The 24863-nt window shown below is 64.2% G+C and carries 21 protein-coding genes, 2 pseudogenes and 1 riboswitch; of the genes and pseudogenes, 10 read left to right on the plus strand and 13 right to left on the minus strand.

Annotated elements, in window-relative coordinates; genetic code table 11:
- Positions 1-15: 15 nt before the first annotated feature.
- On the plus strand, positions 16-930 hold the full coding sequence (gene xerC / locus CAF78_RS24235; RefSeq protein ID WP_085678889.1) for a tyrosine recombinase XerC: 915 nt from the start codon (positions 16-18) through the stop codon (positions 928-930).
- A gap of 2 nt (positions 931-932) precedes the next feature.
- Here the strand turns inward: xerC and CAF78_RS24240 are convergent, their stop codons facing one another.
- A complete protein-coding gene (locus CAF78_RS24240) occupies positions 933-2123 on the minus strand; it encodes a type II secretion system F family protein (protein WP_085678892.1) in 1191 nt (396 codons plus the stop codon).
- 11 nt (positions 2124-2134) lie between these two features.
- Positions 2135-2560 carry a type II secretion system major pseudopilin GspG gene (gspG, locus tag CAF78_RS24245; RefSeq protein WP_085678895.1) on the minus strand — a complete coding sequence of 142 codons (426 nt, stop codon included), beginning with the start codon at positions 2558-2560 and terminating at the stop codon, positions 2135-2137.
- 185 nt (positions 2561-2745) lie between these two features.
- Between gspG and CAF78_RS24250 the strand changes: the two genes are divergently transcribed.
- From CAF78_RS24250 to CAF78_RS24265, 4 genes are all read left to right on the plus strand, one after another.
- A complete protein-coding gene (locus CAF78_RS24250; protein WP_085678898.1) occupies positions 2746-3339 on the plus strand; it encodes a transglycosylase SLT domain-containing protein in 594 nt (197 codons plus the stop codon).
- Positions 3340-3445: 106 nt separating this feature from the next.
- Positions 3446-4900, plus strand: coding sequence for a HAMP domain-containing sensor histidine kinase (locus CAF78_RS24255; protein WP_085678901.1), 1455 nt, complete (start codon positions 3446-3448; stop codon positions 4898-4900).
- A 305-nt stretch (positions 4901-5205) separates the two neighbouring features.
- Entirely contained in the window at positions 5206-6699 is a 1494-nt protein-coding gene (locus tag CAF78_RS24260; RefSeq protein ID WP_085678904.1) for a sensor histidine kinase, read from the plus strand.
- Complete coding sequence (locus CAF78_RS24265; protein WP_085678907.1) at positions 6674-8101, plus strand: sigma-54 dependent transcriptional regulator; 1428 nt, start codon at positions 6674-6676, stop codon at positions 8099-8101. Before CAF78_RS24260 ends, CAF78_RS24265 begins: the two co-directional genes overlap by 26 nt.
- Positions 8102-8373: 272 nt before the next feature.
- On the opposite strand, the gene CAF78_RS24270 is transcribed toward CAF78_RS24265, so the two are convergent.
- The 3 genes from CAF78_RS24270 to CAF78_RS24280 all read right to left on the minus strand — a co-directional run bounded on the left by CAF78_RS24270 (position 8374) and on the right by CAF78_RS24280 (position 10766).
- The gene (locus tag CAF78_RS24270) at positions 8374-8676 is read right to left on the minus strand and encodes a hypothetical protein (RefSeq protein WP_085678910.1); all 303 of its coding nucleotides are present in this window, start codon (positions 8674-8676) and stop codon (positions 8374-8376) included.
- Between the two features lie 84 nt (positions 8677-8760).
- Positions 8761-10113 carry a GntP family permease gene (locus CAF78_RS24275; RefSeq protein WP_085678913.1) on the minus strand — a complete coding sequence of 451 codons (1353 nt, stop codon included), beginning with the start codon at positions 10111-10113 and terminating at the stop codon, positions 8761-8763.
- A 113-nt stretch (positions 10114-10226) separates the two neighbouring features.
- Positions 10227-10766: a gluconokinase gene (locus CAF78_RS24280; protein WP_085678916.1), complete on the minus strand. Its 540-nt coding sequence runs from the start codon at positions 10764-10766 to the stop codon at positions 10227-10229.
- A gap of 206 nt (positions 10767-10972) precedes the next feature.
- On the opposite strand from CAF78_RS24280, the gene CAF78_RS24285 reads away from it, so the two are divergent.
- The 3 genes and pseudogenes from CAF78_RS24285 to CAF78_RS29125 all read left to right on the plus strand — a co-directional run.
- A complete protein-coding gene (locus tag CAF78_RS24285) occupies positions 10973-11992 on the plus strand; it encodes a LacI family DNA-binding transcriptional regulator (RefSeq protein ID WP_085678919.1) in 1020 nt (339 codons plus the stop codon).
- 219 nt (positions 11993-12211) lie between these two features.
- A pseudogene (locus tag CAF78_RS29120) lies at positions 12212-12889 on the plus strand (PAS domain-containing protein); the annotation flags it as partial.
- 108 nt (positions 12890-12997) lie between these two features.
- Positions 12998-13426, plus strand: a pseudogene (locus CAF78_RS29125) (methyl-accepting chemotaxis protein); the annotation flags it as partial.
- Here CAF78_RS29125 and CAF78_RS24295 read toward each other — a convergent pair.
- The 7 genes from CAF78_RS24295 to CAF78_RS24325 all read right to left on the minus strand — a co-directional run bounded on the left by CAF78_RS24295 (position 13401) and on the right by CAF78_RS24325 (position 19900).
- The gene (locus CAF78_RS24295) at positions 13401-16676 is read right to left on the minus strand and encodes a transporter substrate-binding domain-containing protein (RefSeq protein ID WP_085678922.1); all 3276 of its coding nucleotides are present in this window, start codon (positions 16674-16676) and stop codon (positions 13401-13403) included. The pseudogene CAF78_RS29125 and the gene CAF78_RS24295 overlap by 26 nt on opposite strands.
- A 12-nt stretch (positions 16677-16688) precedes the next feature.
- Positions 16689-17303 carry a response regulator transcription factor gene (locus tag CAF78_RS24300; protein ID WP_085678925.1) on the minus strand — a complete coding sequence of 205 codons (615 nt, stop codon included), beginning with the start codon at positions 17301-17303 and terminating at the stop codon, positions 16689-16691.
- A gap of 215 nt (positions 17304-17518) precedes the next feature.
- The gene (locus CAF78_RS24305; protein WP_085678928.1) at positions 17519-17761 is read right to left on the minus strand and encodes a DUF1272 domain-containing protein; all 243 of its coding nucleotides are present in this window, start codon (positions 17759-17761) and stop codon (positions 17519-17521) included.
- A 60-nt stretch (positions 17762-17821) separates the two neighbouring features.
- Complete coding sequence (cobM, locus tag CAF78_RS24310; protein ID WP_085678931.1) at positions 17822-18574, minus strand: precorrin-4 C(11)-methyltransferase; 753 nt, start codon at positions 18572-18574, stop codon at positions 17822-17824.
- A gap of 30 nt (positions 18575-18604) precedes the next feature.
- Positions 18605-18997, minus strand: coding sequence for a cobalamin biosynthesis protein (locus tag CAF78_RS24315; protein WP_085678999.1), 393 nt, complete (start codon positions 18995-18997; stop codon positions 18605-18607).
- A gap of 17 nt (positions 18998-19014) precedes the next feature.
- Positions 19015-19707 carry a CbtA family protein gene (locus CAF78_RS24320; RefSeq protein WP_085678934.1) on the minus strand — a complete coding sequence of 231 codons (693 nt, stop codon included), beginning with the start codon at positions 19705-19707 and terminating at the stop codon, positions 19015-19017.
- A 7-nt stretch (positions 19708-19714) separates the two neighbouring features.
- Entirely contained in the window at positions 19715-19900 is a 186-nt protein-coding gene (locus tag CAF78_RS24325; RefSeq protein WP_060512890.1) for a CbtB-domain containing protein, read from the minus strand.
- 109 nt (positions 19901-20009) lie between these two features.
- A riboswitch (cobalamin riboswitch) is annotated at positions 20010-20234 on the minus strand.
- Between the two features lie 132 nt (positions 20235-20366).
- On the opposite strand from CAF78_RS24325, the gene CAF78_RS24330 reads away from it, so the two are divergent.
- Complete coding sequence (locus CAF78_RS24330) at positions 20367-21215, plus strand: helix-turn-helix transcriptional regulator (RefSeq protein ID WP_085678937.1); 849 nt, start codon at positions 20367-20369, stop codon at positions 21213-21215.
- Positions 21216-21301: 86 nt separating this feature from the next.
- Positions 21302-22696, plus strand: coding sequence for an aspartate aminotransferase family protein (locus CAF78_RS24335; protein ID WP_085678940.1), 1395 nt, complete (start codon positions 21302-21304; stop codon positions 22694-22696).
- 71 nt (positions 22697-22767) lie between these two features.
- On the opposite strand, the gene CAF78_RS24340 is transcribed toward CAF78_RS24335, so the two are convergent.
- Complete coding sequence (locus CAF78_RS24340) at positions 22768-24768, minus strand: U32 family peptidase (RefSeq protein WP_085678943.1); 2001 nt, start codon at positions 24766-24768, stop codon at positions 22768-22770.
- Positions 24769-24863: the final 95 nt, after the last annotated feature.

Consider the following 24863-nt stretch of genomic DNA (forward strand, 5'->3'; position numbering starts at 1 on the left):
TCCAGGATTCACGTTTTGTCCGACCTTTCGCAAAATCCACTGCTGCAATACCTGGCCCGGCTGGCTCCGTCCAGCCAGCAGACCATGCGTTACATCCTCCAGGACGCCGCCGACCGGCTCGGTTTCGTCGACTGCAACCTCGTCGATGTGCCATGGCACCGGCTCGAGCCTGGTCATGTGATTGCGCTGGTCGCGGCATTACGTACCGATGGCTATGCACCGAACAGCTCGTCGCTGTATGTGAATGCCGTGCGCGGGGTGATGAACGAGGCATGGCGCCAAGGGCTGATCGACCATGAGCAGTTGTTGCGCATCCGTGAAGTGAAGCCGGCGTCCGGCAGCCGCCTGCCGCCCGGGCGCAACTTGCGGCGCAGCCTGATTCGCGAACTGATGGACCTGTGCGAGGCCGACCCACGGCCGCAGGGTGTGCGTGACGCCGCCATCATCGCCTTGCTCTACGGTACCGGCATGCGCAAATCGGAATCGGTGGATATCGACCTCAGCCAGGTCGACTTCGAGGCGCGCAGCCTGCAGGTCACGGGCAAGGGCAACCGGCAGTTGATCAAGTACGCCCCGGCCTGGGCGTTCGAGAAGCTGCAGGCCTGGCTGGACCTGCGCCGGCAGGCGCTGCCCGAAGGGGCGTCGGACGACCCGTTCCTGTTCAACCGCATCCGCCGTGGCAACCACATCACCCGCGCGCGCATCACCAAGCATGCTATCTATTACATCGCCCGCCAGCGCGGCGCCCAGGTGGGGGTGAAGATCATGCCCCATGATTTTCGCCGGGCATTCATCACCCGGGTGATCGAAGAGCATGACCTGTCGATTGCGCAGAAGCTGGCGCACCATGCCAACATCCAGACCACCGCCAGTTATGACCGGCGTGACGACAACGAACGGCGGCGAGCGGTGGATCGCTTCGACTATTGAGGTCAGTGAATACTTGAAGCCAGGTCGAAGATCGGCATGTACATCAGGATCACGATCCCGCCGATCAGCAGCCCGATGAAGGTCATCAGCAGCGGTTCGAACAGTTTCACGAACCACTCCACCCAACGGCCGATTTCCTGATCATGGAAATCCGCGCAGCGTTCGAGCATTTCCCCCAGGTTTCCCGATTGTTCCCCCGCCCGCAGCAGGCGCAGCGACACCGGGGTGACCAGCTGGCCGGCCTCCAGTGCATCCGACAACGGCAGCCCTTCACCCACACGCCGGCTGGCCTGCTCGAGGCCCTGCGCCGACGCGCTGCCGAGCAGCCCGTGGGCCATGCCCATGGCGGTGAGAATCGGGATGCCGCCCTGCAGCAGGATCCCCAGCGAGCGATAGAACCGCGCCAGTTCATACATCACCAGGCGCTGGTGCAAGGCGGGCAGGCGCCGCAGTTGGCGTGATGCACAGCGCCTTACCAGCGGGTTGCGGCGCAGTACCACCAGCGTACCGATGCCACCTGCAACCGCCAGTGCCAGCGGCAGCTGCTGGGCGTGCAGGAACAGGCCGACATCCATCAGTATCCGCGACAACCAGGGCAGTTCGCTGCCCATGCCTTCGAACACCAGGCTGAAGCGCGGCACCACATAGCCGAGCAGGAACAGCACCACGCCGCCGCCCACCAGCAACAGCAGCAACGGGTAGACCGAGGCGCCCACCAGTTTCTGCCGGACCAGGTCCAGGCGCTGGCGATAACCGATGTAGCGGGCCAGGGCATCGCCCAGCGCCCCGGTACGTTCGCTGGACTGCACCAGCGCCACGTACAGGGGCGGGAACACCCGCGGCTGCTGTGCCAGCGACTGCGACAGCGAGCGGCCTTCATAGAGCTGGCGCACCAGCTCGGTCAGGACCTTGCGTGTGGCCCCGACGGGGGACTTTTCCGCCAGGCTCTCCAGGGCATCGATCAGCGGCAGGCCGGCGTGCAGCAGGGTGGTCAGCTCCTGGCTGAACAGCACCAGGTCGAATGTCGCCGCCCGGCGCCAGGCCAGGCCACCCAGGGTTTTGCCCTGGCCGCGCACGCTGACCACCCGCAACCCTTGGTGTTCGGCCTGGCGACGCGCGTGCTCGGCGTCTTCGGCGTCGATCTGTATCTGCACGATGCCCTGCCTGCCGAGGGCCTTGAGGCTGTAGCGCATGTCCGTTCTCCTCATTGCCAACTGGTGATTTCAGCGTTTTCGCCATCGCCGCCGGGCTGGCCGTCCTTGCCCATCGACAGCAGGTCGTACTCCCCCCCGTTTTCGCCGGGCTGACGGTAGATGTAAGGGCGACCCCACGGGTCCTGCGGCACCGCCTTCTGCAGGTAAGGCCCCGACCAGCGCGCCTCGCCACTGGGGGCGGTGACCAGGGCCTGCAGGCCTTGCTCGCTGCTGGGGTAATGGCCCACTTCCAGGCGGTACAGGTCCAGGGCCTTGCCCAGGCCTTCGATCTGCGCCTTCGCCACCTTGGCTTCCGAGCGACCGAGCTGGCTGAAGTACTTGGGCGCGACGATACCGGCCAACAAACCGAGCACCACCAGGACGACCAGGAGTTCAAGCAGGGTAAAGCCCCGTTGGGGGTTGGATTTGCGCTGCATGGTGAAGCCCTCCGCTGCATGGGGACACGCTTTTCCAAGCCCCATGCAACAGCCGTGCACGTCTGCCTCGGGGCCTTGCGCCATGCGCCATGGCAAGCGGCACGGTGCTTGCGTCGTTGCACAAAAGCCCGGGTTTTCCGGGGCATTTCCCCCAGATCGGGGGGCACGGCGGGGAGGCGACCGACATGCGTGTGGTGATCCTGGTAGTGACCTGGCTGGTGGCGGCATGCGCCCAGGCCGACATGTACATTTCCGTCGATGCCAATGGCAGCTATGTACTGAGCAACGTCCACCGGCCAGGACGCCATTACCAACGGGTGATCAGCGAGCCCCTTGCCCAGGCCGGCCCGGCCGACGCGCAGTTGATCACCGGGCGGCCCTATGCCGAGCTGGTGGCGGCGGCGGCCCGCGACTACGATGTGCCGCTGGCGCTGCTGCATGCGTTGATCAAGGCCGAGTCAGGCTACAATCCCAAGGCCCGTTCGGCGGCCGGGGCGGTGGGGCTGATGCAGCTGATGCCGGACACGGCCAAGGAGATGGGCGTGGAAAACCTCCTCGACCCCGAAGACAACGTGCAGGGCGGCGCGCGCTACCTCAAGCGCATGCTGACGCTGTTCGACAATGACATCACCCTGGCCGTGGCCGCCTACAACGCCGGCCCCGATGCCGTGCGCCGGCGCGGAGCGGTACCGCCGTTCGCCGAGACCCGCCGCTATGTGCCAAACGTGTTGCGCGAATACCGCAAGCTGCAGGGGCTGGCCGATGATTCGCCGCTCTGAACGGGCCTTGCATCGCGAAAGTGGTGCAACTCGTCCCCAATCAATGCCAAGGTTACCCAACTCTGGGCTATAACCTTTCAAAGGTGCCCAGCAGTGGAGTCCGGTCATGGACATCGCCCCCCGTTCCGAAGCAACCGAGGCGCCTGCGGGCAACGAACCCGCCGCCCCGCGCAGACCGTTCAACCTGTTGCGCTGGTATGCCTGGGTGAGCCTGGCGATCATCCTGTCGGTGGCGGCCGGCCTGGGGCTGATTTCCAGCCGCTTCATCATCGATGAGAGCATCGAGCGCGACGCGTTGCTCACCGCGCAGTTCATCACCTCGATCGCCGATGCCGAAGTGCGCCATGTGTCGATCCCCAATGTGCGCACCATGGGCGAGCTGCTCGATCCACGCACCGACCGGACGCTCATGCCCGATGTCGACCCGGAAGCCCGGCGCAAGGCCCGCGGTGAGTTCCTTGACCATATCGCCCACCTGCCGGACATGCTGCTGGCCAACATCTATGCCCCGGACCGGACGGTGATCTGGTCGACCAACCCGGCGCTGGTGGGCAAGCTGATCGAAAGTGATGATGACCTGGACCGGGCCTTCGAGTACAAGATGCGGGTTTCGGCCAGTTACCACAATTTCGAGCAGGCACGTGCCGAACAGAAGTTCGTGGTCCCGCCGGAACAGCTGTTCATCGAAAATTACATCCCCTTGTTCGATGCCGATGGCGATACCGTGACGGCGATGGTGGAGATCTACAAGGAACCCCACGACCTGATCGTGCGCATCGAGCACGGGCTGATTCTCATCTGGCTGGCCATCACCGTCGGTGCTGCGCTGGTCTACATCGGCCTGTACGGCATCATGCGCCGCGCCGCGCGCGTGATGGCGGTGCAACAGAAGCGCCTGATCAACAGCGAGACCTACGTGGCTCTGGGCGAGGTATCTTCGGCGGTGGCCCACAGCCTGCGCAACCCGTTGGCCAGCATCCGTTCAAGCGCAGAACTGGCCCAGGCCTTCGATGAAGGCCCGGCGCAGCGCAACATCAACGACATCATCAGCCAGGTCGACCGCATGTCGCAGTGGATTCGCCAGCTGCTGCAATCCTTGCGGCCGCTGAACGACGAAGCGGTGCCGGTCGACTTGCCCCAGGTCTTGCAGGAAAGCCTGCAGAATTTTGCCGTACCACTGGCGCGCTGCGGGGTAACCCTGGACCTGCAACCGTTACCGCCGGTGCAGGTGCTCGGCCACCCGGCGCTGCTGGGGCAGATCTTCAACAGCCTGATTGCCAATGCCCTGGAGTCGATGGAACAGGGCGGGCGGTTGCGTATCGAGGTGGTCAAGCGGGACCGGCGCAGTTTGACCTTGCGCCTTGCCGATACCGGCAGGGGCATGAACGAACAGCAGCAGCGCCTGGCGTTCAGGCCATTTTTCAGTACCAAGCAAGGCGGGCTGGGTGTCGGGCTGGTATTGGTCAAACGGATCATGGAACGCTTTGGTGGTTCGGTCAGGCTGAGCAGCAGCCAAGGCCATGGCACCCGGGTGTCGCTCAGCTTTCGTTTGGTGCAATGATGATGCATGGCTTCATGAACATGCTTTAACTAATTGAAACATATGGGTTTTATAGATTTTGGGTAAAGGCTACCCAAATGTGGGGAAGCCTAGTAGATCAAGCCTTACAAATTGCTCATAACTACCTGATTTTTATGGATGTGACGATTGGTTTTGGTGCTTGGCCGAGTTCTTGCAAATTCCCGCAGCAGGTAACGCGCGACAAATGGCGGCGGCTGCCGCCCAGGTGAGGTGCTATCAAGTTGCTACTATCGGTAGCAATACGCTGACACTTCTGAACGGACTCCCTGTACGGGAACGACGCGATGCAGATGCTGGATGAAGAGGTTCCCGTAAAACCCGCCGCACTGCCCAGCAGCAGTGGCCTGGCCGTGCCGCTTCGCGATTTCAACCTGCTGCGCTGGTTCTCGGTGATCAGCCTGTTGATCATCGCCTCGGTGGCTGGCGGCCTGGGCTACGTGTCGACCCGTTTCGTGGTGCGTGACAGCGTCCAGCGCGATGCCATGCTCACGGCCCAGTTCATCCAGTCCCTGGCCCTGGCCGAAGTGCGTCATTCGCAGCTACCGCCCGGCACCACCATGGGTGAACTGCTGAACCCGCGGCTGGATCAACAGCACCTGCAGGTCAGCCCGGCCCTGGCCGAGTCGACCCGGGTCGAGTTTCTCGACCACGTCGAGCACTTGCCGGACATCCTGCTGGCCAACGCCTATGCCCGTGACCGTACCATCGTCTGGTCCACCAACCCCGAGCTGATCGGCAAGCGCATCGAAGCCGACGGCGACCTGGACCGCGCCTTCCGCTCGCGCAAGGCGGTATCGGCCAGTTACCACAAGGCCGAGGACGACCGGGAAGAGCAGAAATTCCAGCGCGAGCCCAAGTACCTGTTCATCGAAAACTACATCCCCCTGTTCGACAGCCAGGGCGAGCAGGTGATGGCCATGGTCGAGATCTACAAGGAGCCGCAGGACCTGGTGCGGCGCATCCAGCGCGGTTACGTGCTGATCTGGGCCTCGACCCTGGTGGGCGGGGCGCTGATCTACTTTGGGCTGTTCTGGATCGTGCGCCGCGCTGCGCACATGATGCAGCAGCAACAGGACCGGCTGGTGGCCAGCGAAACCTATGTGGCGCTGGGCGAGATGTCGTCAGCCGTGGCCCATAGCTTGCGCAACCCGCTGGCCAATATCCGCTCCAGCGCCGAACTGGCGGAGGAAATAGCCAGCCCACAGGCGCAGAAGAACATCACTGACATCATCAGCCAGGTCGACCGCATGTCGCGCTGGGTGCGCGAGCTGTTGGTGTCGTTGCGCCCGGCCAGTGACAGCGCCGAGGCGGTGGACCTGGTGGCGGCCCTCGAAGATACCCACCTGGCCTTTGCCCAGCAGATCGAGCGCAACGGCGTGCGGTTCAGCTTCGAAGGGCCGCAGGCGCAGTGGGTGGCCAGCCAGCCGCTGCAGTTGACGCAGATTCTCAACAGCCTGTTTTCCAATGCCCTCGAAGCCATGCCCAAGGGCGGTGTCTTGCATGCGCAGGTCACCGTGCTGGATGGCCAGCGTGCGCAGCTGCTGCTCAGCGACACCGGCAAGGGCATGAGCCAGCAACAGGAAAGAATGGTGTTCAAGCCTTTCTACACCACCAAGCAGGGCGGCCTTGGCGTAGGCCTGGCCCTGGTCAAGCGGATCATGGAACGGTTTGGCGGCTCGGTCAGCCTGAGCAGCCGTGAAGAGGAAGGAACCCGCGTCAGCCTCACTTTCAATATCGCAGCGGGAGGGGACCATGGAGCACAGCATCCTGGTAGTTGAGGATGATGAAATCCTCGGCGACAACATTCGCACCTATCTGAGCCTCAAGGGCTTCGAGGTGACGCTCTGCCACAGTGCGGAGCTGGCGTTGGAACAGATCAAGCGGGCCCAGCCCGATGCAGTGCTGACCGACAACTCGTTGCCGGGCATGAGCGGGCACGACCTGCTGCGTACCCTGGTGTCGCAGGCGCCGGACCTGAAGGTGATCATGATGACCGGTTACGGCAATGTCGAAGACGCCGTGCAGGCCATGAAGGAGGGGGCGTTCCATTACCTGACCAAACCGGTGGTGCTGGCCGAGCTCAAGCTGACCCTGGAAAAGGCCCTGGCTGCCGAGCGCATGGAACGCACCCTGTCGTTCTACCAGGAGCGCGAGGCGCAGAAGTCCGGGTTGCAGGCGTTGATCGGCGAGTCGCCGGCGATGCTCACCCTCAAGCACACCCTGCAGCAGGTGCTCGACGCTGAGCGGCGCATGGCGATGGACGACCTGCCCCCGGTATTGATCGAAGGCGAGACCGGTACCGGCAAGGAGCTGGTGGCCCGTGCGCTGCATTTCGACGGCTCGCGCAGCAAGGGGCCGTTCATCGAGTTCAACTGTGCCTCAATCCCGGCCAATCTGCTGGAGGCCGAGCTGTTCGGGCACGAGAAGGGCGCCTTCACCGATGCCAAGGAGCGCCGCGTGGGCCTGGTGGAGGCAGCCGATGGCGGCACCCTGTTCCTCGACGAGATCGGCGAGATGGACCTGGTGCTGCAGGCCAAGCTGCTGAAGTTGCTGGAAGATCGCAGCATTCGCCGCATCGGTGCGGTCAAGGAGCGCAAGGTCGACCTGCGGGTGATCAGTGCCACCAACTGCAACCTCGAGCAGATGGTGCAGCAGGGCAAGTTCCGCCGTGACTTGTTCTTCCGCTTGCGCATCATCGCCCTGAAAGTACCGCGGCTGTATGCCCGGGGCCAGGATGTACTGTTGCTGGCGCGGCATTTCCTGGCGCACCACGGGCGCCGTTACGGCAAGCCGAACCTGCGTTTCAGTGCCGAAGCCGAAGCCTTGATGTTGAGCTACAGCTGGCCGGGCAATGTGCGTGAACTGCGCAACATGCTCGAACAGACGGTGCTGTTGGCGCCCAACGAAGTGGTGCAGGGGCATCAGTTGAACCTGTGCATGGCCTTGATCGACGAGCCGATGGTGGCGCAGCCCACCGCGACCGTGTACGAAATGCCAAGGCATGAGCCGGAGCCGGGTACCAGCCTGCCGGACATGGAGCGCGACCTGGTGTGCAAGACGCTGGACCGTACTGACTGGAATGTCACCAAGTCGGCGCGGATGCTCGGCCTGTCGCGGGACATGCTGCGTTACCGCATCGAGAAGCTGGGGCTTACCCGGCCTGACAAACGCCAGTGGTAGCGCCCAGATCCGCTTGAACCGGCGAATGAGTATCCTGTGGGAGCAACTGTCTTGCTAAATATCTAGAACCTGGCGCAATAGCAAGCGCCGCTTTACCCTGTGGGAGCGGGCGTGTCGAGGCGTCGAACCGCCGCGAAGCATGCGACGCGGTGCATGGCACCGGCTTCGCCGGTGTTCGCGGGCAAGCCCGCTCCCACAGTGATCGCGTCAGATTCTGGAAATTGAGCAAGACAGTTGCACCTCAGGCCGTCTGGCTGGCGAACAATGGGCTATCAACGCTGACTGCCACTGTTCCCATTAGCGCCTTGGCCCCCGGTCCCTTCGGAGCCGCTGCCATCCATCCCCGGCAGGTCGCGGTTGTCATTCTGCTTGGCCGGCGGGCTTTCCGGATCATTGCCCTGAATGCGCGGGTCGGTATCCCTAGGCATTGGCTTCTCGATCGGGTTCAGGGTGCTATCGACACCCGGCTGTGGCGCCGGGTTGTGCGGGTCATCGGGATAAGTGGGACCGGTGCCGACCGCCAGGGCCAGCGGTGAGGTGAGCAGGGCAACCAGCAGCAGGGTCGATCGGGTCATGGCAGGCTCCATTGCGTTGGGTAGGGCTCATACCTGGTTTGGGCCCCACCCGAGCAGCTCAGGTGCCATCACCCCGATCAGCGGTCACACCACCGTCGACAGCGCCATGATGAAGATGATGCCGACGATCGACAGGATCGTCTCCATCATGCTCCAGGTCTTGAAGGTTTCTGCCACGGTCATGTTGAAGTACTGCTTCACCAGCCAGAACCCGGCGTCGTTGACGTGGGACAGGATCAGCGAGCCGGCGCCGGTGGCCAGCACCAGCAGCTCACGGTTGACCCCAGGTACCAGGTCGATAACCGGGGCGACGATGCCGGCACCGGTAATGGTCGCCACGGTCGCCGAGCCGGTGGCGATGCGGATCACCGCCGCCACCAGCCAGGCCAGCATGATCGGTGAAATTTCCGCCTGCACGGCCATCTGCCCGATCACGTTGCCCACGCCGGTATCCACCAGCATCTGCTTGAAGCCGCCACCTGCGCCGACGATCAGCACGATGGCCGCGGTCGGTGCCAGGCTCTGGTCGAGCATCTTCATGATCTGCTGGCGGTTGAAGCCACGGGCCGAACCGAAGGTGTAGAAGGCCAGCAGCAGGGCAGCGAGCAGGGCGGTGATCGGGTGGCCGATCAGGTCCATCCACTGGCGGAAGATGTGCTCGGCCGGCAGTACCACGTCGGCGAAGGTCTTGAGCAGCATCAGCGCCACAGGCAGCAGCACGGTGACCAGGGTGATAGTGAAGCTTGGCAGGTTGCCTTGGTCCGACTCTTTCGCAATCTGGTCCATCAGCTCCTGCGATGGGTTGCCCGGGATGTAGCGGGCAATGAAGTTGCCGAACAGCGGGCCGGCGATGATCGCCGTGGGCAGCGCAACCAGCAGGCCATAGAAGATGGTCTTGCCGATGTCGGCGTGGAAGATGCCGATCGCCAGCAGCGGGCCCGGGTGTGGCGGGACCAGGCCATGCACCACCGAAAGGCCGGCCAGCAGCGGAATGCCGATCTTGATCAGCGACACCCCCGAGCGCCGGGCGACGATGAACACCAGTGGAATCAGCAGCACGAAGCCGATTTCGAAGAACAGCGGAATGCCCACCAGGAAGGCGGCGAACATCATCGCCCAGTGCACGTTCTTCTTGCCGAAGGCGCGGATCAGGGTTTGCGCGATCTGGTCGGCGCCCCCGGAGTCGGCCATCAGCTTGCCGAGCATCGTCCCCAGGGCGAGAACGATGCCGACGAAGCCGAGCACGCCACCGAAACCGTCCTGGAACGATTTCATGACCTTGGCCACCGGCATGCCCGAGGTCAGGCCGAGGAAGCCGGCAGCCAGGGTCAGGGCGACGAAGGGGTGGACCTTGAAATGGGTGATCAGCAGGATCAGCCCGACGATGGTGACCAGCGCGTCGAGCAGCAGGTAGGTATCTGTAGCCAGTCCGAACATGGTTTTGATGCCTCGGTCTTATCGTTGTTTTTTTGGCGTAGCTTTTATTGAACTTCCGTCGCCTTCAGGCGTCGGGACAGCGCTATCTTTGGTGAGCCGGAAAAACCGCCGGTTCAGGCAGTCCGCGCCAGGGTCCGCTCACCGCAGGGCTTTAGCCAGGCGTCGACCGTTTCGGCAAGTACTGCAATCGGTTGAGTGGCGTCCAGCGGCAGGGTCAGGGGTTCGCCATGGGGCGCCTCGAGGGCCGCGAACTGGCTGTCGATCAGGCTGGCCGGCATGAAGTGGCCGGGGCGCGCGAGCACGCGTTTTTCCGCCTCGGCAGGGGTGAGCTCGAGGAACACGAACACCAGCTCAGGCATTGCCGCGCGCAGGGTGTCGCGGTAACGGCGCTTGAGCGCGGAGCAAGTGAGGATCGGCCGTTCGCCAGCCTTCACCGTCGCTTGCAGTTCCTGGCCCAGGCGCACCAGCCAACCGGCACGGTCATCGTCGTCCAACGGGATGCCAGCGCTCATCTTGCGGATGTTTTCGGCAGGGTGGAACGCGTCGCCTTCGATCAGGCGACCGCCGCTTCGCTTGGCAATGGCATCACCGACGCAGCTTTTGCCGCAACCGGCCACGCCCATCACCACGATGGCGGACAGGGGAGAATTCATCAGTACCTCCTGCGGGGCGAGACAGCGCTGTCTCGTCGTAGACGAAACGCCACCTCCCCAGTGTTATTGGTCTTGTCCTTACGCAGTATGGACGCTTGGCAGCGTGCTGCAGTGGCCACTACTAAAGATTACATTGCCTGCGTCCTGAGACAGCGCTACCTTAGTGGCCGTTCCCCATTCCTGCAAGTAGTAAAATTACAACATTCATGTCTCGCTCAGGCTCTCGCACCACAGGTCGTCCCACGCTGGCTGAAGTCGCCAGGCTCTCCGGGGTTTCCCCGATTACCGCATCGCGCGCCTTGCGCGGCGTGAGCACGGTTGCGCCGGAACTGGTGGAGAAGGTCATGGCCGCCGCCGCGTCCCTGGGCTACGTGGCCAACCCGGCGGCCCGGGCGTTGGCTTCGGCGCGCAGCCAGTCGGTGGTGGTGTTGATCCCGTCGTTGTCCAACCAGCTGTTCATCGACACCCTGGAGGCCATCCACGAGGTGATGCGCCCGCGTGGGCTGGAAGTGCTGATCGGCAACTATCACTACGATATCGACGAAGAAGAAAACCTGATCCGCAATTACCTGGCCTATCAGCCCTGCGGCATGCTGCTCACCGGCTTCGATCGCAGCGACGCGTCGCGGCAGATGCTGGCAGCCAGCGGCGTGCCCTGCGTGCACATGATGGAGCTGGGCGGTGAGGCGGGTGCGTTGTCGGTGGGCTTTTCCCAGCAGCAGGCCGGGCGGGCCGCCGCAACGCACCTGATCGAGCGCGGCCGGCGGCGCCTGGCGTTCATTGCCGCGCAGCTTGACCCACGGGTGATGCAGCGCGCCGACGGCTTCCGCCAGGCCCTTGCCGAAGCCGGCATGCAGGCCACCGAGCTGGAGATCCTGGCGCCGCAACCGTCATCCATTGCCTTGGGCAGCGAACTGTTCAGTCAGCTGTTGGCCCAGGCGCCCGATGTGGATGGCATCTTCTTCTGCAACGACGACCTGGCCCAGGGTGCGGTACTGCAGGCATTGCGCCAAGGCATCGAAGTGCCGCGCCAGGTGGCCATGGTCGGCTTCAACGACTTGCCGGCTTCGGCGCACATGGTGCCGCGCCTCACCTCCATTCGCACCCCACGGGCTGCCGTTGGTCGGGGCGCCGCCCAGGCACTGCTGGCGTTGCTCGATGGCAAGCGGGTAGCCACCGAGCAGCAGGACCTGGGCTTTGAACTGATGGTACGCGAGAGCTCATGAGGTTTTTCAGGAACCGTCGCTAACTGGTTAATCGCAAAGTGATATCAATCTGCTTGCGCGGCAACCATGCCGATCTATGCTCAGGAAACCCTGGGCATCAAGGATCCTGGCGCCATGTTCGATTTCCACCGCAAGTCTGATTTGCTCGAGATTCAGCGCACCCGCAAGGCCTTGGCCGAGGCTCAGGCCAAGCTCGCGGCGATCAGCCGCTGCATGGCGATGATCGAGTTCGCCCCCGACGGTACCATTCTCGATGCCAATGCCCAGTTCTGCCAGGCCATGGGTTACGACAATGAAGAACTGCGCGGCAAACACCACCGCCTGTTCTGTGACCCGGGCTATGCCAAGAGCGCCGAGTACCAGCAACTGTGGCGTGAGCTGGGCCAGGGCAAGGCCATCAGCGGCACCTTCGAACGCATCGACAAGGCCGGCCGTGAAGTCTGGCTGGAGGCCAGCTACATGCCGGTGCTCGACGAGCAGCAGCAGGTTACCAGTGTGATCAAGGTGGCCGCCGACATCAGCCAGCGGGTCAAGGACGAGCACGAAAGCGAAAGCCTGCTCAAGGCCATTGGCCGGTCCATGGCCGTGGTCGAGTTCACCCCGCAAGGGCGGGTGATCAAAGCCAACCGCAACTTCCTCCAGACCATGGGTTATTCCCTGGAAGAAGTGCAGGGCCGTCACCATGGGCTGTTCTGCCAGCCCCATGAGCGCGAATCCGGTGCATACCGCGAGTTCTGGGCTTCGCTCAATCGCGGCGAGTATCACTCGCACCGCTTCGAACGGATCAACAAGCAAGGCCAGACGGTGTACCTGGAGGCCTCGTACAACCCTATCTTCGACAGCAAGGGCCGCTTGTACAAGGTGGTCAAGTTCGCCAGCGACATCACCGCCCAGGTCAGTACCCAGCAGAGCGCCGCCACCGCGGCCCATGCCAGTTCGGTGCAGACCGATGCCTGCGCGCGCAAGGGCAGCGAAGTGGTGCAGCAGACCGTGGAGGTCATCGAGCAGATTTCCGAGGAGCTCAATGATGCCGCGCGCAGCATCGATGCGGTGAGCAAGCAGTCGGATGTGATCGGGCAGATCGTCCTGACCATCCGCGGCATTGCCGACCAGACCAACCTGCTGGCCTTGAACGCGGCCATCGAAGCCGCCCGGGCCGGTGAGCATGGGCGCGGCTTTGCCGTGGTGGCCGACGAGGTGCGCAGCCTGGCGGCGCGCACCAGCAAGGCGACACTGGAGATCGTCGACGTGGTGCGGCAGAACCACGACCTGTCGCTGACCGCCGTGGCCAGCATGCAGTCGAGCCTGTCACGCACCGGGCGGGGGGTCGCCCTGGCCAACGAGGCGGGGACGGTGATCATGGAAATCCAGCAGGGCTCGCGCCACGTGGTCGACGCCATCAGCCAGATCAGCTCGACTCTGCAATTGCACTGAGGGTGTCGCCCAGCTCCCGCAACAACGCCTGCAGGCTCGCTTCCAGCTGCAGGCGCAAGGCCTCCGTCGGCAGCCCTTGGGCATGTGCCTGTTCGATGGCTTCGCACGCCTTGACCACCCCGCGTACCCGCAACATCTTGGCGCCGCCTTTGATGCGATGGGCGAGGGCGCGCAACGCCTCGTGGTCGCCGCCGGTACCCAGCGCTTGCAGGGCGACAAGGTCTTCGTGGGCACTTTGCGTCAGCTGTTCGAGCAGGCTTCTGGTCAACTGCTGGTCATCCTGGGTCAGGTGACGCAGTTCATTCAGGTTGAAGCCGCTGGTACTGGGGGCTGACACCGGTGTGCGGGGGCGAATGTGCGGCAGGTGAGCCTTCAATGTCCGCAGCCCGATGGGCTTGAACAGGCAGTCGTCCATGCCGCTGTCCAGGCAGCGCTGATGCTCTTCGGCCTGGGCATTGGCGGTTACCCCGAGAATGCTGCAGGCGGGCTGCCCACTGGCTTGCTCCAGCTGGCGGATCCTGCGGGCCAGCTCATGGCCATCCATCACCGGCATGCTGCAGTCCGTGATGACCAGGTCGAATGTGTGTGTTTGCCACAGGGCCAGTGCCGCTTCGCCATTTTCGGCCAGCGTCACCTGGTGGCCGAGGCTGTTGAGCTGTTTTTCCAGCAGCATGAGGTTAGCGGGGTAGTCGTCGACCACCAGCACATTCAGGGGCCCGCTGTCGGTTTCGTCGTCGGCCTCCTGGTGCTCCGTGGGTGCGGGTGGCGCGCTCAGTGCAAGCGGCAACTGGACCCGCACGCGGGTGCCGACGCCTTCCACGCTTTGCAGGTCCAGCCTGCCGCCCATCAGTTCGGCCAGGGTGCGGCTGATCATCAGGCCCAGGCCTGCACCCTGGCTGGCGCGTGGGCCCGAGGCCTGGGTGAAGGTGTTGAACAGGCGCGCCTGATCGTGGGGGGCAATGCCGATGCCGGTGTCGCTCACCTGCAGCTCGACCAGCGCGGTGTCGAGCGCTGACGAGGGTTTGAATGCAAGGCGGGCCACGACCTCGCCACGGTCGGTGAACTTGATGGCATTGCTCAACAGGTTGGAGAGGATCTGCTTGATCCGCAACGGGTCGGCCAGGACCCAGAGCGGCGCGTCTGGCAGTTCGCCCTGCAGGTGCAGCCCTTTTATCCGTGCATTGCCTTCGAACACGCGCAGGGTGCTGCGTACCAGGTCGACCAGGTCAGTCGCCACCGGTTGCAGGGTCATGTGCCCGGTTTCGATGCGTGATATGTCGAGGATGTCGCCGATCAGCCCGAGCAGGCCGATGGCGGAGTCGTGAGCGGTTTGCAGGGTCTGGGTGTCGCAGTGCCCCGCACGGTTGTCTTCCAGCGCCAGTTCCAGCAGGCCGATCACCGCGTTCATCGGGGTACGGATCTCATGGCTCATGGTCGCCACGAACGCGCTCTTGGTCTTGCTGGCCTGTTCGGCTTCGTCCTTGGCCTGGCGCAGTTGCTCCAGCAGCCCGCGGCTGAAGGCCAGTTGTGCCTGCAGTGCGCGCTGAGCTTCGGTACGCTGGTGGATCAGCTTGCGCAAGTAGCTGTTCCAGAACACCACGCCCGCCAGCAGCAGGGCTGACAGCACCAGCACTTGCAATGTCAGTGTGCGGTAGTTGCGCCAAGGGCTGTCACTGACCAGGGTGCTGGTGCGCCAGCGGTTCACCAACTGGTCCAGCTCTTCGGGGGGGATGCTCATCAGTGCCTTGTCGAGAATCGCCTGCAACTGCGGCTGGTCCGGGGCCACGGCAAAGGCGGCGGCGCCTGGCTCGTCGCCCATGACACTGGCGATGCGCAGCTGCCCCTTGAATACCTGGTTGATGTAGTACGAGGCATTGATGTAGCTGCTGTAGGCGACGTCAGCATCGCCATTGGCCACTGCTTCCATCAGGCCCAGGGAATTGTCGACCATGACCAGTTTTGCCTGCGGGTAGCGGCGCACTACTTCGGCGCGCAGGTGCGAGCCCTGGAGAAGGGCGATGCGCTGCCCGTCGAGGTTTCTGACGTGCAGTGGCCAGGGTGCCTGGGTGCGCGTCACCAGCACCCTTGGGCTGACCAGATAGGGGCGGGTGTAGCGCAGCTGCGCCGCGCGTTCTGTGCCATAGCCCAGTGCCCCGATCATCTGTGCCTTGCCACGTGCGACTTGCTCGACCATCTGCTGCACGGTGCCGCGCTCGATGAACTCGAACTGCAGGCCGGTGCGCAGGGTGATCTGCTTGAGCAGGTCGACGGTGATGCCGCTGAGATGCTGATGGGTGTCGTTGAAGGTCAGGGGGGCAAGGGCGGGGTCGACCAGAACGCTCACGGTCGGGTGGTCGGCTATCCACTGCGTCTCCTCGTCAGACAGTGCAGAGAGGTGGCGCTCCAGCAACAGGCTGGTGTTGCCACTGCTCCAGCGCCGCAGGATGTTCAGGCGTTCGCTTTCGGTAATCCTGGCCATGGCACCATTGACGAGATTACGCAGCCGCAGGTTGTCGTTGGCGAAAGCGAAGGCGAACTTTCCGGGAGCCACCTGGCAGAAATGGTCGATCTTCACCATGCCCTGGTAGCTTTTGCCAATCAGGTAATCGGTGCTGATGGCATCGCCCAGATAGGCATCTGCCTCACCCAGCTCGACCGCCGCCAGGCCCGCCAGGGTCGAACGATAGAGGCTCAGTTGTGCCTTGGGATAAAGCGCACGGACCGTCTCGCCCGGCAGGTAGTGGTCGACCATCGCCAGGCGCATCCCGGCCAGGTCGTTACCCTGCGCCAAGCGGGTATTCTGACGAGTCACAATGACCGGCAGGTCATCGGCATAGGGCTGGCTGAGGCTGAGCTGGGCATCGGCGGCTTCGAAACCGTTGGAGCTGCCCAGCATGTCGATCTTGCCTGTGCGCAACGCGGCGATCGCTTCGTGGCGGCTGTCGAAGCGCCGGACTTCGACCGGGATGCCCAGCTGTTCGGCGATCAGCCCGGCATAGTCGGCACTCAGGCCTTCGTAATCGGCCAGGCTGATGTTTATCTCGAAGGGGGGGTAATCTGGCCGTGAAGTCCCCAGCAACACCGTGCCATGCTGTTGCAACCACTGGCGGTCGGCTTCGTCCATTTGCAGCGTTTGCGTGGCACTGGTGGCGCGTGCCAGCAAGTGCCGCGGCTCCCCCTCGGCCAGCGCCATGAGCGGGCAGCAGACCAGGCTGACAATCAGGGGCAGGCTGGCCAGTACTCGAGTCATGGTCAGCGGGGCTCAGTTCACGTGGTTGCGTTTGGCCAGGTCGACCATTTCCACCAGTGACTCGGTCTTGAGCTTTTCCATGATGCGGCCACGGTAGGTGCTGATGGTCTTGGCGCTGAGGTTCATGCAGGCGCCGATGTTCTTGTTGTTTTCCCCACGGCTCAGGCGCCGCAGCACTTCCATCTCGCGGTTGGACAGGCTGCTCAGGCGCTCTGGCTCGCTCTCCAGGGTATTGCTGTTGACCGACATCTGCGGGAAGGTGGAGTAGCCCTTGATCAGGGCCTTGAGGGCGAACACCACGGCCTCCAGATCCTCGCCTTTGGTGACGAATGCACCGATGCCGGCATCCAGGCAGCGGCGCACGTAGAGATCGGTGGCTTGCCCGGTCAACACCATGATTTTCGGTGCCGGATCCAGTTGCTGCAGGCGCTTGATGACTTCCATGCCATCCAGGCCGGGCAGCCCTATGTCGAGCACCACTACGTCCGGGCGCAAGTCGCGCACCGCTTGTGCCACTTCACTGCCATTGTCGACGTCGCCGACGATCTGAAAGCGCTCCTGTTCGAGCAGCCTGCGCAAGGCAAAACGGACGATGGCGTGATCATCAACGATCAACACGGTTGTCATGTCACTAACTCCTGTCGGAATGTGGTCGGTTCCCTGAAGTAATCAGGAATACGTCTGCAAGCTTTTTCTGCTGTGCGGCACGATACGACCATTCCGGATCCCTGGTAATGGCGAGTATAGATGTGTTGAACAAGCGAGCCGGTATTGTAGAAATTTCCTACAAGGCAGCCATTACAGGCATCGTCGAAGGCGAAGATGCCTGTAATGGCGGAGGGTCAGGCGCAGGGTGTGTGCGGTTTGACGATACGTTGGGTCGAGGCGGGGTTGTTGCTCAAGGCCTGGCCTACCCGCGTCGGCCGGGCCAGCAACTGGCCACCGCAGTTCGGGCAGCGCCCCTGCAAGCGGGTGTCGGCGCAATGGCGGCAGAAGGTACATTCGAACGAACAGATCATGGCCTCAGGGCTATCGCCCGGCAGATCGGTATCACAGCATTCACAATTGGGGCGCAGCTCCAGCATGGTATCCCTCCGGTCTGGTGGAATGCGCAGTCTGCTCCGCCCTTCGTCGCCTTGGCAATGCTAGTCGGCGGGGCGGTACAGGTGGGCATGGCCGGCGCGGTACAGCGCCGACTCGGCGAACGGTGCATCGCCGAGCACATGGCCGACGAGGATCAGGGCGGTGCGCCGGAAGCCCTTGCTGGCAACCTGTTCGACGATATCGGCCAGCGTGCCGCGCACCCAGTCCTGGTCTGGCCAGGTGGCGCGATGAACCACCGCAACCGGGCAGCCGGGGCCATAGTGGGGCAGCAATTCTGCGACGATGCGCGGCAGGTGCTTGACCCCGAGATGAATGGCCAGGGTGCTGCCATGCCGGGCCAGGTCGCCGAGTTGTTCGCCTGCGGGCATGGGTGAGCTGTCGCCGTAGCGGGTGAGGATGACCGTCTGCGCCACTTGCGGCAGGGTCAGCTCACAGCCCAGCAGCGCCGCGCTGGCGGCGGTGGCCGTGACCCCGGGGATGATCTGGTAATCGATGCCCAGTTCGCGCAGGTGGCGGATCTGCTCGCCGATGGCGCCGTACAGGCTGGGGTCGCCACTGTGCACACGGGCCACGTCCAGGCCCTTGGCATGTGCGGCGCGGATGGCGTCGATGATCTGCTCAAGGTGCAGTTCGGCACTGTTGATGACGGTCTCGGCCTGGTGGCCTTCGAGCACCGCTGCGGGTACCAGGGAGCCTGCGTAGATGATCACCGGGCACTGGTGGATCAGGCGCTGGCCCTTGACCGTGATCAGTTCCGGGTCGCCGGGGCCGGCGCCGATGAAGTAGACCGTCATGGTAAATCCTTGAATTGATGAAAGAGGCGATTATCTGCCGCAGGCCAGCGCCAGGGTAGCGGGGCCGAGCACCTGCCGGGCCACCTTGAGGGTGACGCTTGCGTGGCTGAGGCTGGCCAGGGCCAGTGCCGTGCTCTCGGCCACGCCCCAGCAGCCGCTGTGGGCGTAGGCGACTGCGGAGCGGTGGCTGAGTTGTGGCGCGAACGCCTGCAGTTGCTCGGCATCGAAAACCACCAACGGCAGGGCGTGACGTGCCGCGAGTTGTTGCAGGCCTGGTTCATCGGCTTTGCCGGCGATGCTGGCAATGCCGCGAAGTGCTGTGGCACTCAGGCCATGACGCTCCAGCACTTCATGCAGCAGGCTATCGAGGACCGCCACCGGGCAGCTGCGGCGGCAACCGAAGCCGGCATACAGCGCCGGCATTGGCGGGGCGATGGCCATCAGGCGTGGCTGGAGCGGCGATACAGCCAGGCGCTGAGCAGGCCCAAAGCCACCCAGAACGCCGCGTTGGTCAGCCAGGATGCGATCATGAACTGAGTCTCCAGGGCTTGCGGGGCCAGGCTTTCGTGGACCTCCGGCTGCGGTGCGCCGATCACGTGGGGCACCACCAGCAACACCGCGCCCAGCGCCTTGAGCAACCCGTGGCGTGCGAACACCAGCAGCGCCAGGCCCAGTGCGGTCGCCGCTGCGGTGCCGATCCACCAGCTCTGACGCTGACCGAGGTCGGCGGCGGCGGTACCTGGCAGCTCTGGCGGCAAGCCCAGAGTTGGCGCCAGGCAGAACACGGCGAAGCCGGCCAGCCCCCACAGTGCGCCGGTGCTGGTACGGCCCGGTTCACGCAGGCTGTACAGGGCGGCGAGGATCAGGGCGAAGCCGACGGCGACCACCAGGTTGCCGCCGGTGGTCGACAGGATGCGCTGCCAGCCATCTTCCGGCGACCAGGCTTCTTCGCTGTGGGTATGGCCAGCCCCGGCCTCTTCGCCGTGGCTGTGGTGTTCGGCAGCGGGGGCGGCCGATTCATAGGTTTCCGCCTGGAGGATCAGCGGTGCGACCCAGAAGCTTTGCAGCAGGGTCAGCAACAGGGCGGCGAGCAGGCCGCTGAACCCGGCAGTGCGGGCAATGCGCTTGATCATGGCGGCCTCAGTGGCAGGGGAAGGCGGCGCTGTGGCGGGTGTCGTGCGCGGCGTTGTGCACGGCCTCGATGTGCGAGAAGCCGGCAAAGTAGACCAGGCACAGGCCGAGCAGGCTGGCGCCGACGGCGATGACCATGCGCTGGCTGAGGGTGACGGGAGTGGCGATGCTGTGTTTGGCGCTGGTGACGGGCATGACGCGATCCTCTGCTTTGCTTTTGTTAAAAGACAATGGGGCAACGGACAAGCGCGGCAGCCCCGGGTGCGAGGCGCCCGAGGGAATGCGACAGCGCCCGCCCACCGCGGGGTGTTCATGGACGCCAGGCCGGTCTCCGGGCTTGCGAGGAGGAGCAGGGCTCCTTGAAAAGCATCACCTTCCCATGCCGGACTGCGTGGCACAGTGGTCTGGACGCTTCGCTCGCTTACCGTTGCGGGGGCAGCACCGGATTTGCCCGGCCCTGGCGAGGGCCTGCGACGCACCGATTTCCCGTTTCACCCCCAAAGGGGGCACCTGACGCAAGGCGTAAGGAGAGCACGCGGCGCGAGTGGCGTCAAATGCAATGCACCCACGCCAAGCGTCCCTCACCCCGAAGGGTGATGGTCTGCACCCCGGCCCCATGCAAGAATCCCAACCATAACAACCCCGGCATGGGACCACGACAATGAGCAAAGACCGGCTGAAATCGCCCGACTGGTACGCGCAGATGGCCCGCGTCGTCGACGCCCAGGGTTCGCCGGGCTTCGTCGAGGCGCTGTTCGCCGCGCTCAAGCTGATTGCACCGTGCCAGGCCATTACCGTGTTCCTCTACCCGCGCAAAGGCCTGCCCTCGGCACTGTTCGAAAAGGACGAGGAAGGCCCCTGGCTGCCGGAAGGCAACATCCAGAAGTACCTCGAAGGCTACTACCTGCTGTGCCCGTTCTACCGTGCCTGCATGGATGGCATCGCCCCCGGTTGCTACCGCCTCAGCGACGTCGCCCCCGACCACTTCAAGCGCAGCGAGTACTACCTGGCGTTCTACCAGCACGCCCACCTGGAAGACGAGCTCAACTTCATCGTGCCGCTCGACGAGCACCTGACCATCGCCGTGGCCCTGGCCAGCACCCGCCGCCTCGACCGGCAACAGGTCAATGACCTCAAGTGCGTGGCCCCGTGGGTCGTGGCCACGGTGCGGCGGCAGTGGAGCCACCTCGATGTCGACGCTCTCGGCGGGCGCTTCGAAAGCGCCTTGGGCCGGCAGATCAACGCTGCGCTGAACAACTTCGGCTCCTCCTTGCTCACCGAGCGCGAGTGCCGCATCGCCCAGTACCTGCTGCGTGGCCACTCGACCCGGTCCCTGGCCGAGCGCCTGGGCATCAGCGAGGACACGGTCAAGACCCACCGCAAGAACCTCTACACCAAGCTCGATATCGCCAAGCAGTCCGAACTGTTTTCGCTGTTCATCGACTCGTTGGCCCAGGCCCAGGAAGGCCTGAGCAAGGACCCGCTGGAAAGCTACCTGCGAAGGCGCTGAGCGCGCCGTTTCACCCCAACCCGATTTTTACTGTCAGCGGTCTGGCAGGGCCAACTGCACGCCGCGTTTTACCCTGGAGAACAACAATGAACGCACCGTTCCAAGCCAAGCTGCAAACCCAGCGTGATACCCGTGACTACCAGGCGGGCGACGCCGCGCACCACATCCACGCCTTCCTCGACCAGAAGGCGCTGAACGCCGAAGGCCCTCGGGTGATGGTCGGTGGCGAGCGCCTGCACCTGTGGGACAGCGACGGCAAGCGCTACCTGGACGGCATGTCGGGCCTGTGGTGCACCCAGCTCGGCTACGGCCGCAAGGACCTGACCGCCGCCGCCGCCGCGCAGATGGATCAGCTGGCCTACTACAACATGTTCTTCCACACCACCCACCCGGCGGTGATCGAACTGTCCGAGCTGCTGTTCAGCCTGCTGCCGGGCCACTACAGCCACGCCATCTACACCAACTCCGGCTCCGAGGCCAACGAGGTGCTGATCCGCACCGTGCGCCGCTACTGGCAGGTGGTCGGCCAGCCGACCAAGAAGATCATGATCGGCCGCTGGAACGGTTACCACGGCTCGACCCTGGCCGCCACCGCGCTGGGCGGTATGAAATTCATGCATGAGATGGGCGGGATGATCCCGGATGTCGCGCACATCGACGAGCCCTACTGGTACGCCGCCGGCGGTGAGCTGACCCCGGCCGAGTTCGGCCGCCGCTGCGCCCTGCAGCTGGAAGAAAAGATCCTCGAACTGGGTGCCGAGAACGTCGCCGGTTTCATCGCCGAGCCGTTCCAGGGCGCCGGCGGCATGATCTTCCCGCCGGAAAGCTACTGGCCGGAAATCCAGCGCATCTGCCGCCAGTACGACGTGCTGCTGTGTGCCGATGAAGTGATCGGTGGCTTTGGTCGCACTGGCGAGTGGTTCGCCCACGAGTACTTCGGCTTCGAACCGGACACCCTGTCGATCGCCAAGGGGCTGACGTCGGGTTACGTGCCGATGGGTGGCCTGGTACTGAGCAAGCGCATTGCCGAAGCACTGGTGGAGCGCGGCGGGGTGTTCGCCCACGGCCTGACCTATTCCGGGCACCCGGTGGCGGCGGCGGTGGCGATCGCCAACCTCAAGGCGCTGCGCGATGAAGGCATCGTGCGCCAGGTGAAGGAAGACACCGGGCCGTACCTGCAGCGCATCCTGCGCGAGGTGTTTGCCAACCACCCGCTGATTGGCCAGGTGCAAGGTGCCGGCCTGGTGGCGGCGCTGCAGTTCGCCGAGGACAAGGGCAGCCGCAAGCGCTATGCCAATGAAAACGACCTGGCCTGGCAGTGCCGTACGTATGGCTTCGAGGAAGGGGTGATCATTCGTTCGACCCTGGGGCGGATGATCATGGCGCCGGCCCTGGTGGCCAACCACAGCGAGCTGGATGAGCTGGTGGAGAAGACCCGGATTGCGGTGGACCGCACGGCGCGGGGCCTGGGCATTCTCTGAGTGTTGAAAGCGGGGCCGCCTTGCGGCCCTTTCGCGGGCTTGCCCGCGAAAGGGCCCTTACAGGCTGACGATCAGTGCGGCCCGCGGGGAATGGTCTTGAGCAGGTCTTCCGGGCTGATGTGGCCAACCACCTGAGCCACCGCGCTGCCCGGCGTCGGCAGGTCGATGATGTGGTTCTTCATCTTGCCGATCACATGCATCTCGCACGGCTTGCAGTCGAACTTCAGGGTCAGCACTTCATCGCCCTGGATCAGCTGCATCGGCGCCACCTTGGTGCGCACGCCGGTCACACCCTTGGCCTGCTTGGGGCACAGGTTGAACGAGAAGCGCAGGCAGTGCTTGGTGATCATCACCGGCACTTCGCCGTGCTCCTCGTGGGCCTCGTACGCCGCGTCGATCAGCTGCACGCCATGGCGGTGGTAGAAGTCGCGGGCCTTCTGGTTGTAGACGTTGGCCAAAAACGACAGGTGCGACTCCGGGTACACCGGGGGTGGCGTGGTCTCGGCCTTGCGCCCGCCACGTGGGTGCGCCTGCACACGGGCCTCGGTCAGCGCCTCGATGGCTTCACGGCGCAGGGCCTTGAGCTGCGAGTTGGGGATGAAGAACGCCTGCGGTGCATCCAGTTCGATGCGGTTGGCGTGGTACATCGTGGTGCCCAGCTGGCCGAGCAGGTCGTGCAACTGGTCCAGGGCCTGCTGTGGCTTGTTGGCAGCGCCGAACGGGCCGTCCAGGGCCACCTGCACGCTAACGCCTTCCTCACTGCTGACGGTCAGCATCAGGCGCTGCTCGCGCAGCACCGCATGCCACTCCACGCCAACCCGGCGCTCGGCCGAGGTGCGCAGCAAGGCCTGCTGCCAGTTGTGGTCGAGGTTGCGCGACAGCGGGTGGTTGGGCCGCAACTTGTGCAGGCCTTCCGGCATCTCGTTGGGTTCGACGCGGTAGCGGTAACGCTTCTGGCCGTCTTCCTCGAACTCGCCACGCGGCTCGGCGATGTTGGCGCGGAAACCCACCACCTCACGCTTGACCAGCACGTTGAGGCCGTCGCCGTTGGTCAGCGGCACCTCGGTGACCACCTGCAGGTCACGCTTGCCGACCTTTTCCACCACGCCGACCGCCAGGCCAGTGAAGGTCGGCGAGTCGAAGGCGCCGATGTCGACCTTGCGGTCGGTGACGAAGTAGTCGGTGCTGCCACGGTGGAAGGTCTTGTCCGGGTCGGGCAGGAAGAAATGCTCGGTACGGCCGCTGGAGGCGCGGGCCAGTTCCGGGCGGCCTTTGAGGATGGCGTCGAGTTCCTTGCGGTAGTGGGCGGTGATGTTCTTCACATAGCCCATGTCCTTGTAGCGGCCCTCGATCTTGAACGAGCGCACGCCGGCATCGACCAGGTCGGCCAGGTTGGCGGTCTGGTTGTTGTCCTTCATCGACAGCAGGTGCTTCTCGAACGCCACCACACGGCCCTGGTCGTCCTTCAGGGTGTACGGCAGACGGCAGGCCTGGGAGCAGTCACCGCGGTTGGCGCTGCGCCCGGTCTGGGCGTGGGAGATGTTGCACTGGCCGGAGAAGGCCACGCACAGCGCACCGTGGATGAAGAACTCGATGGCCGCGTCGGTTTCGCTGGCGATGGCGCGAATCTGCTGCAGGTTCAGCTCGCGGGCCAGTACCAGCTGGGAGAAACCGGCCTGGTCGAGGAACTTGGCCCGCTCCAGGGTGCGGATGTCGGTCTGGGTGCTGGCATGCAGCTCGATCGGCGGGATATCCAGCTCCATCACCCCCAGGTCCTGCACGATCAGCGCATCGACGCCGGCGTCGTAGAGCTGGTGGATCAGCTTGCGCGCCGGCTCCAGCTCGTTGTCGTGGAGGATGGTGTTGATGGTGGTGAACACGCGTGCATGGTAGCGGTGGGCGAACTCGACCAGTTCGGCGATATCGCTGACGTCGTTGCAGGCGTTGTGGCGCGCGCCGAAGCTCGGGCCGCCGATGTAGATGGCATCAGCGCCGTGCAGGATCGCCTCGCGGGCGATCGCCACGTCACGGGCAGGGCTGAGCAGTTCCAGGTGATTCTTTGGAAGGGACATGTCGTTATAGGTTCGGGCTGTCACGGTTTAGGGCGGCATTGTAGCGGTGAAATGCCTGGCTGGCACCTTCGAGTGCCGAGAGGTGTGTTGGCTGT

It is taken from the genome of Pseudomonas sp. R28(2017), from assembly GCF_002112505.1.
In the GTDB taxonomy this organism is placed as follows: domain Bacteria; phylum Pseudomonadota; class Gammaproteobacteria; order Pseudomonadales; family Pseudomonadaceae; genus Aquipseudomonas.